The organism is Colwellia sp. MB02u-14 (assembly GCF_014076915.1).
Lineage (GTDB): Bacteria > Pseudomonadota > Gammaproteobacteria > Enterobacterales > Alteromonadaceae > Colwellia_A.
The window spans coordinates 149,071-163,114 of sequence record NZ_JACGUX010000079.1 but is presented as its reverse complement, the minus strand read 5'-3'; the positions used below and the strand labels follow the sequence as shown (position 1 = coordinate 163,114).

12 protein-coding genes are annotated in these 14,044 nt (G+C 36.9%); 6 read left to right on the top strand and 6 right to left on the bottom strand.

Features of this window, described 5'->3' with window-relative positions; translation table 11 throughout:
• Window positions 1–119: 119 nt before the first annotated feature.
• The gene (locus H4J52_RS20485; protein WP_404851982.1) at window positions 120–395 is read right to left on the bottom strand and encodes an integrase core domain-containing protein; all 276 of its coding nucleotides are present in this window, start codon (window positions 393–395) and stop codon (window positions 120–122) included.
• Window positions 396–1,503: 1,108 nt separating this feature from the next.
• Here H4J52_RS20485 and H4J52_RS11060 point away from each other — a divergent pair.
• From H4J52_RS11060 to H4J52_RS11050, 3 genes are read left to right on the top strand one after another with little or no spacing between them, the layout of a single operon-like run.
• Complete coding sequence (locus H4J52_RS11060; protein ID WP_182224703.1) at window positions 1,504–2,928, top strand: TolC family protein; 1,425 nt, start codon at window positions 1,504–1,506, stop codon at window positions 2,926–2,928.
• A 2-nt stretch (window positions 2,929–2,930) separates the two neighbouring features.
• On the top strand, window positions 2,931–4,247 hold the full coding sequence (locus H4J52_RS11055; protein ID WP_182177009.1) for an efflux RND transporter periplasmic adaptor subunit: 1,317 nt from the start codon (window positions 2,931–2,933) through the stop codon (window positions 4,245–4,247).
• Window positions 4,244–7,360, top strand: a complete 3,117-nt coding sequence (locus tag H4J52_RS11050; RefSeq protein WP_182224701.1) for an efflux RND transporter permease subunit — start codon at window positions 4,244–4,246, stop codon at window positions 7,358–7,360. Before H4J52_RS11055 ends, H4J52_RS11050 begins: the two co-directional genes overlap by 4 nt.
• 71 nt (window positions 7,361–7,431) lie before the next feature.
• Here the strand turns inward: H4J52_RS11050 and H4J52_RS11045 are convergent, their stop codons facing one another.
• Entirely contained in the window at window positions 7,432–7,605 is a 174-nt protein-coding gene (locus tag H4J52_RS11045) for a DUF3545 family protein (RefSeq protein ID WP_182177007.1), read from the bottom strand.
• Between the two features lie 148 nt (window positions 7,606–7,753).
• On the bottom strand, window positions 7,754–8,707 hold the full coding sequence (tal, locus tag H4J52_RS11040; protein WP_182224699.1) for a transaldolase: 954 nt from the start codon (window positions 8,705–8,707) through the stop codon (window positions 7,754–7,756).
• A gap of 248 nt (window positions 8,708–8,955) precedes the next feature.
• On the opposite strand from tal, the gene yaaA reads away from it, so the two are divergent.
• The 3 genes from yaaA (at window position 8,956) to H4J52_RS11025 (ending at window position 12,146) form a co-directional block, all read left to right on the top strand.
• Entirely contained in the window at window positions 8,956–9,732 is a 777-nt protein-coding gene (yaaA, locus tag H4J52_RS11035) for a peroxide stress protein YaaA (RefSeq protein WP_182224697.1), read from the top strand.
• A 96-nt stretch (window positions 9,733–9,828) separates the two neighbouring features.
• Window positions 9,829–10,350 (top strand): TIGR03546 family protein, encoded by a 522-nt coding sequence (locus tag H4J52_RS11030; protein WP_182177004.1) that lies wholly within the window; start codon window positions 9,829–9,831, stop codon window positions 10,348–10,350.
• A complete protein-coding gene (locus H4J52_RS11025; protein WP_182177003.1) occupies window positions 10,347–12,146 on the top strand; it encodes a TIGR03545 family protein in 1,800 nt (599 codons plus the stop codon). The genes H4J52_RS11030 and H4J52_RS11025 overlap by 4 nt, the downstream gene beginning before the upstream one ends.
• Window positions 12,147–12,383: 237 nt before the next feature.
• Here the strand turns inward: H4J52_RS11025 and flgN are convergent, their stop codons facing one another.
• The 3 genes from flgN to flgA all read right to left on the bottom strand — a co-directional run bounded on the left by flgN (window position 12,384) and on the right by flgA (window position 13,931).
• On the bottom strand, window positions 12,384–12,812 hold the full coding sequence (gene flgN / locus H4J52_RS11020) for a flagellar export chaperone FlgN (protein WP_182177002.1): 429 nt from the start codon (window positions 12,810–12,812) through the stop codon (window positions 12,384–12,386).
• A gap of 38 nt (window positions 12,813–12,850) precedes the next feature.
• Window positions 12,851–13,165, bottom strand: a complete 315-nt coding sequence (gene flgM, locus H4J52_RS11015) for a flagellar biosynthesis anti-sigma factor FlgM (RefSeq protein ID WP_182177001.1) — start codon at window positions 13,163–13,165, stop codon at window positions 12,851–12,853.
• Between the two features lie 73 nt (window positions 13,166–13,238).
• Window positions 13,239–13,931, bottom strand: coding sequence for a flagellar basal body P-ring formation chaperone FlgA (gene flgA / locus H4J52_RS11010; protein ID WP_182177000.1), 693 nt, complete (start codon window positions 13,929–13,931; stop codon window positions 13,239–13,241).
• Window positions 13,932–14,044 lie beyond the last annotated feature (113 nt).

Below are 14,044 nucleotides of genomic sequence, written 5' to 3'. Positions count from 1 at the left end.
TTAACAAATTATATGTGTCAGAAATGACCACTTTGTCTTAATGGTAATATTTATATTAACTTGAAACTTCTTTCATTGATCAATCTGAAAAATAGTAACCACATAAAACACCATCCAAATCAGAGATTAATTGTGCTTTGCCTTTGGTTTACGATTAGTAAAAATTCAGTAGGAGTTTGATAGTTCAAGTTTTCATGAATTCTCATACAGTTATACCAAACCTGAAATCTACTAAGTTCTGATCGTAAATAATTAGGGCAAACTTTTGACCAATCAAGTTGCTTAAATTGTACCTTAAACGTACCAAAGAAACGTTCAATTCCTCCATTTTGCCAAGGATAAGAAATATCAGATTTTTGATGCTTTATACCTAACAATTTTATGCCAATTTTCATGAGTGAAGAAGTAAAACAGTGCTCGTTATCCGTTCTGATAAAGACAGAAAGGCAAATTTTAGAATAACATGAATCACCTCGAGCAAATATTTGCAGAGTGTTTGGATTTTAGATGTCGTAAGCTCAGATTTAGACGAGAGCCATGATCAACAATACCTAAAATAATTTGCTGTTTTGCAGATAAATTCACAGTTGTTAAGTCAACTCCCCATGTTTTATTAATAGGTGTTGTATAAGGATCTTTTTTTTAATATTTCGCTTGGTAATAGCAAGTTGATATTTACTTACTTTTAGCTTTTCATATATAAAATTTTTGCTAACCGATTCACCTTTTTCAAAATAAAAATGGTAAATGTTGCTGTTATTTTCCACAACCATGATTAGGCATTATGGCTTTAAGGTAAATAACCTTATCAATGACCTATTCAGTTTCTTACTATTTTGATGGTAAGTGTTTTTGTCAATTTCGTGGTGAATGTCTTTAACTTTCTTAGTTACTCGATAGCAGCGATGGGACTTGAACATGTGATAAAACCAGTAGATAGCCAAATCAAGCAACCATGGTATTCAATACAATAACCTTCATTTTGATTTATCGACAAAATTACTGTTCAAAATATTTCTCGTATTTAGTTAAGTATCAAGTAAGATTATTACATGTATTGTAAAAGTCATCTATTATCTATCTGGCAAGACTGATGTCTAATAGAATAAAACAGAAAACGTTGGATTAACTTTTCCATATATAATTTTGCTAGAGAAAGTAAAATTATATAACAGTTTGATATGAGTTTTAGGTGATTGAAAATCCTCGTGTCCCTGGTTCGATTCCGGGTCAAGGCACCATATTTCTCTTTATTGAGACTAAAAAGCCCACAAGTGATTGTGGGCTTTTTTCGTTTTATGTTAAGTGAATTAAATATCTACGTTTATTTTCTTTACTGCACCCACTAAGTTAATAGCGTAACAAATTACCACTCACCTTTTAATATCTGCTATTCATCGCAACACTTTTACTGAAAGTAAACTTTTGTAAAGTCATTACTATTTTTTATCATTATTGAATACAATTAAGCCATTAAAAATAGCAGTAGTGGTTTCATATTTTATGGAAAATCGTCTGAGAACGAATGTCAAACAAGGTATTATTGTTGGCCTAACAACAAGTCTGTTGTTAGCTTGCTCTAGTACTTCAGAACTTGATGAAAATATTAAAAATATCAACTTACCAACAACTTGGCAGCAAAGTAATGAAAAGTTACCGGTTGAAGACAATTGGTTATATCAATTAGATAGTCCACAAGTTCACCAGCTAGTGAAATCTGCACTCGCCTCTAATCATCAATTAAGCATTCAAGCGTATGATGTTGAAATACAAAAGCAGCAACTGATTATTTCGGGTAGTTCGTTGTGGCCGTCCCTTGATTTATCTTTGCGTTCAGGTCGAAATAAAAATAATAACAATGATAGTTACGCTAATTCAAGTTCGGTTAATTTGAATTTGACTTATGAGCTTGATTTATGGGGGAAGCTTTCTGCAGCTGACCAGCAAGCTAACTTAACTTTTATGGCTGAGCAGTCACGTTTTGAGCAAAGTAAGCAGCAATTGGCTGTTAATGTAGTAACCACTTGGTTTGCAGTGGTAGAAGCTGAAAAACTATTATCCTTGTATGAAAGCCGAGTTAACAATTCACAACAAAATTTAGATATTATTGAGTCAGGTTACAACAGCGGGCTAGGAGAGGCGCTCGATGTTTACTTAACTCGTAATGAATTAAACAATGAGCTAACTCGTGTTTCAGAACAAAAATCTACAAAAAAGCAGTTAGTGAGACAACTTGAGCGTTTAGTCGGTGATTACCCCGCAGGAAAGCTACGAGTTGATGCTGATTTACCGCTATTAACTTCAGATATTCCGCTAGGACTTCCATCAGAACTTATCAGCAGAAAACCTGAGTTAATAGCAAGCTGGTATCAGCTTCTTGCTAAAGATGCCGGCCTTGCTTATGCACATAAGCAGCGTTTTCCAAGTTTGAGTTTAACAGCATCGCTAGGGGACAGTGGAACTGATATTGATGATTTACTCTCAGGTTCATCGTTAGCTTGGTCATTACTTGGTAATATTTCTGCCCCGTTGTTTAATGCAGGTCGCTTAGCGGCTAATGAAGAGAAAGCACGTTTATCGCTAAAACAAAACGAACAGCAATACCTTGATCATTTATATAGTGCTTTTACTGACGTTGAAAACGCCATAACACAAGAGAAAAGCTTAAAGCATAGTTATCAAAGTATGTTGGCAGCACAAGAAAATGCCAAGGTTGCCGCTACACTTTCTTTTGAACAATATCAAAGTGGTCTAGTCAATTATACCACGGTACTTGATGCTCAAACGCGTTCGTTTGACGCACAAACTACACTGATCAAAATTAAAAATCGCTTAATTGCCAATCGAATACAGCTTCACTTAGCACTCGGTGGCGACTTCACTGTGTCTGAAAAAACTGTCACTACTACTTATACAAAGGCTAAATAATTATGTCTTCACATTCTTCTCTAAATCATGCAACAGTTCAAAAACCAAGTAGAAAGAAAAAACTGATACTCTTAGCTGCAATTATTGGTGTGACACTGCTGTTAGTTACTTTGATTTTTAATAATCCGCCACAATCAAAACGCTTTAAACCCTCGAAAGCACCCCAGATGACCGTTGAAACAAAAATTTTAGTACCAGAAAGTTATCAAGTGATGGTAGAAAGTTTTGGTACGGTAAAACCTCGTACTGAAAGTATACTTTTTTCACAAGTTTCAGGGCAAATTACCCAGGTAAGTGAGCAATTTCGTGATGGTGGATTTTTTGAAAAAGGCGATGTATTAGTTCAACTTGATGATAGAGATTACCTGTCGGAAGTTAAAGTCTCTCAAGCAAACCTTTTGTCTGCCAACCAAGTCTTACTTGAAGAAAAAGCTCGAGTGCAACAAGCTCAAGCCGACTGGCAACGTTTAGGAAATGGTAAAACGGCTAATGTGCTTGTGCTAAGACAGCCGCAGCTTGAATCTGCAAAAGCAAAAATGCTTTCTGCTCAAGCACAATTAGATAAAGCAAGGTTATCACTCGAGCGTACGGCAATCGTTGCCCCTTATGCTGGGCGAATTCTAAAAAAACAAGTTGGTATTGGTCAAGTTGTCTCAAGCAATAGTCAACTTGCAACCATTTTTGCTGTCGATTATGTAGAAATTAGACTCCCGATTCAAAATAAAGATCTTGCCCTGATGAACTTACCTGAAGTGTATCGTGATATTGGCGAACAGGGCCGTAAAAATGACGTAAAATTAACCTCTGACCTAATTGGACATCAATCGTGGAATGGTAAAATTATTCGCACAGAAAGTGCTATTGATGAGCAGTCGCAGCAACTTTATGTCGTTGCACAAATTAATCGCCCCTATGACGCAAAAACTTCTGATGGATCACCGATAAAAATAGGCCAATATGTTACCGCTGAAATTGAAGGTAAAGCATTAAGTCATTCGTTGGTTATACCTAGCAGTGCTATTTATCAAGGCAGTTATGTCTATACGGTAGAAAAGGGCTTGTTGATGCGTAAAGAAGTTACTCTCGGTTGGCAAAATGGTAAACAGTCAATTGTTGAGTCTGGGCTCGTTGCTGGTGACGAGTTGGTGCTAACGTCGTTAGGTCAAGTAAGTTCAGGAACGCCTGTTGCCATTGAAGGCAGTGTGTCAAGCCAAGGTAATAAACAAGGTTCAAAAAAACAAGATAAAATAGCGAAACGTAAAGCAGAAAAACAAGAGAAACGTAAAGCAGCTAAACAAGCAAAGGATGAATCACAATGATTGCATGGTTTGCTCGAAATCACGTAGCGGCGAATCTATTATTAATAACCATATTGATTTTAGGTTTGTTTAGTCTTTCCGTAAGGATACCCGTAGAGGTTTTTCCCTCATTTGCCTCTGATCGTATTAACGTAAACGTTTCATTACGTGGCGCGACACCCGAAGATGTAGAAAAAAGTATCTCTATTCGTATTGAGGAGGCTATACAAGACTTAGAGGGCATTAAAGAAATATCTAGTCGCTCTTCTGAGGGGGCATCTTCTGTTAATATTGAAGTTGATAGCGGTTATGATGCACGAGAAGTATTGGCTGACATTAAAAGCCGAGTCGACTCTATTAACACTTTCCCAGCAGAGGCTGAAAAGCCTGTTGTTTCTCTAGCTACGCGAAAGCGGGAAGTTATTTCGGTAAGTGTCGCGAGTATATATGGCGAAAAAGAAACACGAGAGTACGCAGAAAAAGTACGTGACGAGCTGTTAAAAGTACCTTCAATTACCCAGGCTGAACTGAGTGGTGTACGTAATTACGAAATTTCTATTGAAATTCCGCAAGACAAATTACAACAATATAACTTAACTATCGCCCAAGTATCAGCTGCAATTAATAATGCTAGCACTGACGTTTCTGCAGGTAATTTAAGAACACAAGGTGGTGATATTTTATTGTTGTCCAAAGGCCAAGCCTATCGTAAAGATGAGTTTGCTGAGATAGCAATAAAGACCCACACTGACGGTTCTATTTTACGCTTGTCTGACATTGCATTGATCACCGACGCTTTTGAAGAAACTCCGGTAAGAACAAGGTTTAATGGCAAACAAGCAGCCTTTATTGATATTTACCGTATTGGCCCACAAAGTGCTATCGATGTTGCTGATGCAGTAAAAAACTATATTGATGAACAACAAGGTAACGTGCCTGTAGGTGTGGAACTTAGCTATTGGGATGATGATTCCCAAGTGGTGAAAAATCGTATTTCCACGCTAACAACAAGTGCGCTGCAAGGGGGCATTTTAGTCCTCGCATTATTGAGCTTATTTTTACGCCCATCGATCGCGTTTTGGGTATTTCTTGGTATTCCTATTTCGTTTATGGGCGCTTTTATCGCGATGCCATTTTTTGGTATTACGCTTAATGTGATGAGTTTGTTTGGCTTTATTTTAGTACTCGGTATTGTGGTGGATGACGCCATTGTCACCGGAGAAAATATTTATACCCATTTAAAAACAGCTAGCTCAGGTGAAGAAGCGGCTATTAGAGGCACACAAGAAGTGGCAACTCCAGTCACTTTTGGGGTATTAACCACCGTTGCTGCATTTTTGCCTCTCGCGTTTATTGAAGGTGCACGAGGCGCATTGTTTGCACAAATTCCTGTCATTGTTATTCCGGTATTATTGTTTTCCTTAATAGAATCAAAATTTGTTTTACCGTCGCATTTAAAGCATTTAAAGTTACGTAGTCAAAAAACAAAAACATCTAAATTTAGTCAATTTCAACAACGTTTTGCCGATGGCTTTGAAAGTACAATATTACGTTATTATCAGCCGTTATTACAAAAAGCGATTAATTTTAAAACGGCTACGTTTTTTGGTTTTGTCGGGGTTTTCTTAATCATTATTACCTTGGTCATGAGTGGCTGGACTAAATTTATTTTCTTCCCAAGAATCCCCAGTGAAACTGTACGTGCGTCATTAACTTTACCCGCGGGCTCGCCATTTGAGGTAACCAATAAACATATCTTAAAAATGACCGAAAAAGCAGAAGTGTTACGTGCTAAATATATTGATGAAGAAACTAATGAAAGCATCATCATTAATATTTTAGCCACGACTGGTGGTCGAGGTGGTACGACAAATCAAGGAAGTGTGCGCTTTGAAATAACACCGCCAGAGTCTAGGCACTCATCTATTGGCTCTGCGCAATTAGTGCGGGAGTGGCGGGAAATGATTGGGCCAATTCCTGGGGCTGAAAGTATGACTTTTAGAGCTGAAATAGGTCGGTCATCCAATCCTATTCAAGTGCAATTGAAAGCAAGTTCATTAGACTCACTTAAAGAAATTACTGATAAAGTTAAGGTGCGTTTAGCAACATATCCAACCGTTTTTGATATAGAAGATAGCTTGTCAGATGGTAAGCAAGAGCTACAAATTGAGTTAACTGAGCAAGGCAAAGCTTTGGGGCTAACCAGAGTGAGTATCTCTAATGAAGTACGCCGTTCTTTTTTTGGATCACAAGTTCAGCGTATTCAAAGAGGTAGAGACGATGTACGTGTAATGGTGCGACTACCATTAAATGAACGAAGAACGACCGCTGATTTAGAAAGTATTCTTGTTGGCACCCCCAATGGTGGTTCGGTGCCTCTGGCACATGTGGCTAGGTTAATTCCAGGAAAGAGTCCTTCAACTATTTCTAGAATTGATCGTTACAGAACCGCTAGTGTTAGTGCTGATGTTGAAAAAGAGAATACCAACATGACAATATTACAGGCTGATCTTAAAACCTACTTAGATGAACTGCTGCTACAATATCCTGGTGTCAGTCATTCTCTAGAAGGAGAAGCGAAAGAGCAACGTCAATCTTTTGGTTCGTTAGCTTGGGCATTGCTCTTTGTTTTCTTTATTATTTATGCCTTACTGGCTATTCCATTTAAATCTTACATACAGCCCCTTATTGTTATGAGTGTTATTCCTTTTGGCATGATAGGCGCGGTAATAGGTCATTGGATAATGGGTATGGAGTTAACTATTATGAGTTTGCTGGGGATGTTGGCACTCATTGGTGTTGTGGTAAATGACTCTCTAGTGTTAGTTGACTTTATTAATAAAAAGCGATCAGAGGGGATAAAACTGATGGAGTCGGTGCTTACCGCGGGTGCTTCGCGTTTTCGTCCGGTGATGTTAACGAGCTTAACCACTTTTATTGGCTTAATGCCGTTACTTTTTGAGCAATCAACACAAGCACAGTTCCTTATTCCAATGGCTGTTTCTCTTGGTTTTGGTATCTTGTTTGCGACTTTTATTACGTTAATTTTAGTGCCAGTGAACTATTTAATTGTTGAGCGACTAAAGGAATTAATAGGTGTGAAACCCACTCATCAAACTTTAGAGCAAGCTTAGTTTTTAATTCATCCAAGAGTAAATAATAAAAAACCCAGTTAAAAACTGGGTTTTTTCATTTTGAAATAAAGCTAGAAATCTTCCAACATAAACTCTAACGAGTCTTCATACGCTTTCAGTTCTTTTTCAAGTTGAAACCTTTCCTTTATTAGTTCTATTTCACGCCATTTTCTTTTCTTATTAGTGCTTTCTGAGGGCTTAGATCTTTTACCAAATGAGCCCAATACTTGTTGAAGCTTTTCCATAGAACACTCCTTTTTATTTAACAGCACCTTTTTAATAACACATTCAAAGTGATAAGCAAATAATTAAAGCAATAAAAAACCGCAACATTTGATGGTGAAATAGCTCAATTTAGGGCTTATTTTAAACTAACTGTATGATAATTAGCTGTTAAAGTAGCTCAGCAAGTTGCTTTTCTAATTTGATCTGATCAATGGTGAAATTTCTGATCCCCTCGGCAAGTTTTTCTGTCGCCATGGCATCTTCATTCATTGCCCAGCGATAGCTACTTTCTGATAACTTGTCTTGGCTGGCTAATGTAGGTTGTTCACTAAATAATTTTTGCTCAAGTGTTTCATGACATTTTGATAGTTCATCTAATAAATTAGGACTAATTGTTAAACGGTCACAACCGGCAAGTTGGCGTATTTCGTCGATGTTGCGAAAACTTGCCCCCATCACTACTGTTTTATAACCCTTACCTTTGTAGTAGTTATAAATACTAGTGACTGAGATAACACCAGGGTCTTCATCGCCTGCGTACTCACTTTTACCACTGTCTTTTTTGTACCAATCTAAAATGCGGCCCACAAAAGGCGATATTAAATAAACACCGGCTTCTGCACAGGCTTGTGCTTGAGCAAAACTAAATAATAATGTTAGGTTACAATTAATGCCTGCTTTTTCGAGTTGTTCAGCAGCTTTGATACCCTCCCAAGTTGACGCAAGCTTAATAAGAATACGTTCATTACTAATTCCCGCTTCTTTATACATCGCCATTAGCTTGTGCGCTTTGGCGATTGAAGCTTCGGTGTCAAATGATAAGCGTGAGTCTACTTCTGTTGAAATACGCCCAGGGACTGTTTTTAAAATTTCTAAGCCAATCAATACTGATAATTTATCAGCGGCATCAATAACGTGTTGTTCTGCACTTGATGATTGTTCTTTTGCCCATGTAACTGCTTCGGCGAGTAAATGCTGATAGCTTTCTAATGAAGCTGCTTTTAATAATAGTGATGGGTTTGTCGTTGCATCTTGCGGTTGAAAATTTGCGATCGCTTCAATATCGCCAGTGTCAGCGACTACTGTGGTCATTTTTTTTAATTGTGAAAGCTGATTTGTCATGTCCTTTACCTTTTTAACGTGAAACTTGAGATTGGAGTATTATTACAACATAAATGGCTGAAAAAGCGATAAATCATTGATGTTGTGCTTGATATGACCATATTTGTAACAAATTTTCAATATATAGCAAGTATGTTTGACATTTTTTTAAAGGTATTTCAATTGGCTTATCATTTCGCTTCATGTTTAGCGGTTTTATTGTATTATATGATTTATATATTCTAATACAGTCAATAAACGGATCCTTTATGCTACTTGTTGTTTCCCCAGCTAAAAATTTAGACTTTGAGTCACCATTACCTACGGATAAATATTCTCAACCAGAGCTTTTAGCGCACAGTAAAACATTGATTTCGCATTGCATAAAGCTTACCCCTGTTGATATATCTACACTCATGAGCATTAGCGATAAACTTGCCGGGTTAAATGCCGCTAGATTTGGTGAATGGTCGATGCCTTTTACAGTTGATAATGCCCGCCAAGCAGTATTAGCTTTTAATGGCGATGTTTATACGGGATTAGACGCAAAAACGTTTAGTGCTGACGATTTTGATTTTGCCCAAAAACACATGAGAATTTTGTCTGGCTTATATGGCCTTCTTAAACCGCTTGATTTAATGCAAGCGTATCGTTTAGAAATGGGCACAAGGTTAGCGAATGAACGTGGCAGTAACTTATATCAGTTTTGGGGTGATATTATTACAGACAGCGTTAATCAAGCTTTAGAAGAACAAGGTGATAACGTATTAATTAACCTTGCATCAAACGAATACTTTAAGTCAGTGAAAAAGAAAAACCTTAAAGGTGAGATCATAACTCCCGCTTTTAAAGATTGGAAGAACGGTCAATTTAAAATGATCAGTTTTTTTGCTAAAAAAGCACGAGGTCTAATGGCACGTTATATTATTGAGCATCGCTTAACTGATGTAGAACAACTTAAAGCATTCGATGTTGCAGGTTATCAATACAGTGAAGATTTGAGTCAAGGGAATGATTGGGTATTTACCCGCAAAGACACTGAATAGTCGGCTGAAATTATTGGGCAAGGAACCGCTTAGTTACTTACCCATTATCATTACAGTGATCACTTATAGAAAAAGAAAACAACAAAAGGAAAAGGAATGCTTTCATTACTCGCTAAACTGTTTAATGCATTGAACTCAGAAAGTTCAACTAGACAAATATCATTGGCCATTGCGTTAGGTTTTATTGTGGGTTTATCTCCACTATTAACCTTACATAATATCGTTTTTTTGTTTATTGTTTTATTTTTACGAGTCAATATAGGTGGATTTATAGTCGCTTGGGGATTCTTTAAAGGGCTGAGTTACTTATTATCACCGTTAATTGTTAACGTGGGTGAGTCATTACTTACGGCTGAATCTTTACAATCAATGTTTGATGCGTTTTACCAATTTTCATTGTTCAAGCTCGCTCATCTACATCATACCTACACTTTAGGTGCCCTAGTAATTGGTTGTTTATTGGCTATTCCACTTTATTTTATCAGTAATTTTTTAATTGAAAAATATCGTCTGCATATTAAAGCCTTCTTTGAAAAATTCCGTATTGTGAAAGCATTGAAAGCATCCAAGTTTTATCGTCTTTATTGCCAAGTTTCTGGTCAAGGAGAATTGTCATGAGTCGTTTTATTCGCTGGAAAGGGTTAGTTGGTTTTTTTGTGGTGATAGCATTAATCATGACTTTTATATATTTTTTTGCTGATGCGTTAGTTAAGAAAGGTATAGAGAAGTCGGGAGAATGGTATTTAGGTGCTGAAGTTAATGTCGAAAATGTTGAAATAATGTATGCCCCGTTAACACTCAATATTGAAGGTTTTCAAGCAACAGATCCAGAAAAACCAACGTATAATTTAGTGAGTTTTTCTCAAGCGTCAGCCGGTGTTGATGTATGGCAATACTTATTTGGCAAACTATACATCAGTGACTTAACCGTTGCGGAGTTACGTATAGATCAGCCAAGATTGTCGGCAGGGCAAGTATTCACTCTTATTGACCAAAATGTTGAAAATGGCAACAAAGGGGCGGACAACTCTGTTTTACCTGGACTTGATGTTAGCTTGCCTGCAGTGGATGAATTACTTAATAATAGCGATTTATTAACGGTTAAGCAGGGTAAAGTTTTAGAACAAAGCTATCAAACAGAAAAGAAAAAGCTGCAAGGTATTTATGAGACGCTCCCTAATAAAGACACGTTAGCTGACTACAAAAAACAAGTTGAAGCACTCACAAATATAAAGATTAACAGCTTAGCCGATCTTGAAAAGCTTAATAAAGACTTTACAGCGCTGAAGGCACAGTTTGATGCTGACCAAGCGATTGTTAAACAAGCTAAAGAACAAGTCAGCACTTCTAAAGCGTTATTGACCAAGCAAACACAGGCATTGAAAGAGGCACCTTCAGCTGATTGGAAAATCATTGAAAGTAAGTATCAACTTGATAGTGTAGAAGGTGCTGATTTTGCACATATGCTGTTTGGTGAGCAAGCACGTGAATATTTTGGCTATGCCGATGCGGTTTATCAAAAAATAGCCCCATTAATTAAATCTTCTAAAGTGGATAAGCAAGCTGAAAAAACAACAAGTGAAGGGCGCTATATACATTTTAACGATGACACACCTTTACCTGATGTGCTGATTGAACAGGCAAAGTTTTCTTTGATTTTACCGCAAGGTGAATTTGCCATCAGCGGCAAAGAATTGACACATCAACACTGGGTTCGTGGCAACAACAGCGTAGTTAACGTTGAGAGCGACAACGTACAGGGATCTGGGAAATTAGCATTAGCACTCGATTTTTCATTAGACAAGCAGCGTATTTTAAGTGGTAATGGTATATGGAAACTCTCAGATGTTGATTTGAATGCGGTTTCACTCCAGGAATCAAGCGCTTTTACTTTGCAACTTGATAGTGGCTTGTTGTCAGGAAAGGGGACTTTTTCATTACTTGATGATCAACTTGATAGTGAAAATAGCCTAAGCCTTGATAATACTCAATATAGTGGTGCGGGTACATCTCATTTAAGTACGCTCTTTATTGACACAGTTCAGTCTTTAAAGACATTATCGTTAACGATTACAGCAAAAGGTAAAATGACGGCTCCTAAGCTGTCTATTTCATCGCCACTTGATAAACAGTTAAAAAATTCAATGGTGAAGCAGGTATCAAATAAACTGACGAGTTTTAAAACGGATGTTAAAGCAGGTTTGAATACTAAACTCAGTAAAGCGTTAGGAATGAGTAATGATGAAGCGCAGTCTTTAGTCGATGTTGAAGCACTGATTAGTCAGACTGATCAAGCTTTAGATAACCTGATTAATTCAGATGTTGTAAAAGCGAAAAAGAAAGAATTTGAAGACAAGCAAAAGAAAAAGCTCGAAGATAAAGTAAAGAAAAAACTAGGTAAGTTATTTGGTTAGACATTTAGTTCGCCCCTTTAAAAAGGGTCACGCGATATATGACTCGGTGTTATTGACTTGTTTTCCGTTCAAATGAACGGGACAGTAAATGAGAAAAATAGTTATAATAATGCACCTATAAAAAAGCCTCAGCTTATTGTTAAGTTGAGGCTTTTTATATTCAGAATGAATACGATGATGCAAGAGCTAGGGGGAATGGGCGATGGTATTAACGTTTACTTTATTAACCATTGTACATTAAGCTTTTATACCTAAACTGCTGAGACCACCACTTTTTTTGCCCTTACTATTGTAAGTCATTGATGAACGGTTGTGATTCTCAAGTAGGGAGTTCTTCATACGTTCAGCGGCAAGCGATGAGTGTTGTATTATCTGACCATTGATATGGTTTTTGTCTTTGCAACGGAGAAGAATAGCTTCAATTTCAGTAATTTCTTTATGATGAATACCTGATGCTATTTCATTTTTAACAAGTATGTTTTGAGCATTTTGCTCATCAAGCTTTTGTATGGCTTCAAGCAAAACTCTTTTCTGCTCAGTGACAAAAACTAAAGCTTCGGGGTCTTGTTGTTTTAATATTTCTTTTTCAACGCTGAGCAGATCTTCAAGCTGCTGTAGGTTAAGTAATTGTTGGGCAATTAATTGCTCTGCTGCTAACGCTGCCATCACTTATAAACTCCTGTGATTAGGTTAACAGCTTACTATTAACCTAGTTTAAATTCGAAATTTGCTATGCTGGCGGCAAGCTTTTCAGGATTAACTTTGTACTCACCATTGGCAATCGCTTTTTTCAGTTGATCAATTTTTTTCTGGTCTAATGCCGGTGCATCATTCGATTTCTTTTGTAATTCATTCAGTTGCTGAGCTTGTGGCGTTAAAGACACTGAATCTTTACCTGCAGATTTTCCTTGTTCACTGCTGGCTGCATTTTGTGTGGCTTGCTGTTTTACTTGTACTTGTTGATCAAGTTTTTGCTTTACCTGATTATTGTTTGACAAGTTATTGATATTTATAGCCATAATACTATCCTAATATAACGGGTTGATCTTCACTATCTTGTTATCGGCAAATAAGCTAATAACTTAACCATTATTATAAATTAATTACAACTTTGTTGATAGCGGACACCCGCCCTGTTACCGTTCGGCCACTGCTGTCGTTTTCAACCTGTATTTGTTCACCAAGCGCACCGTCTGTAAGAGCTATACCTGAAGTTTTTATCATTAACGTTCCTGATTTTGCAATAAGCGTGACATGGCTTCCTTTGCAAACAAAACAAATATTCTTTCTGGTTAGGATAGCACCTGCGGATATTTTTCTTTTGGCTCTCGTACCAATAACAATTTTGGTATCATCGAGGATCTCACCGCGGATCCTAAGTGTGTCACGATATTCAATGATTACATTTGATGCATCAACTCTACTTCCTTTGTTAATGATACTTTTTGCGACGACTATTGGAACAACTACTTGGATCCTTGCTGGAATAAAAAGATACCACGGTGTTGGATCATTGCAATTTATTTTGACATTTACGTTTCTACCATTATGATTTTCAGGTATATTTGCTTTTAGAGCAGATAAACAAGGTTTAATGGTAATTCTGGGATCTAGCGTAGAGACTGATACCGTCATTTTTCCTTGAGTCGGTAATGCAATATTATTTTTAATAAATTTTATGACAAAATTTTGAAGCTGTGCCCGGTTAATTGTTTGGCCAAAAGTTAAATTAGGCAAAAATGCTAATAATAGTGAAATAATGATAGAAATCTTTAATATGCTCATAAATTTGTCAACTATTTGCTAGGGAAATTAAAATACTCGTCTATGCTTAATTAATGTGTAAACTTAACAACAAGTAAAAAAGATGAATACGCACCAAACGTCAAAAAATTGAA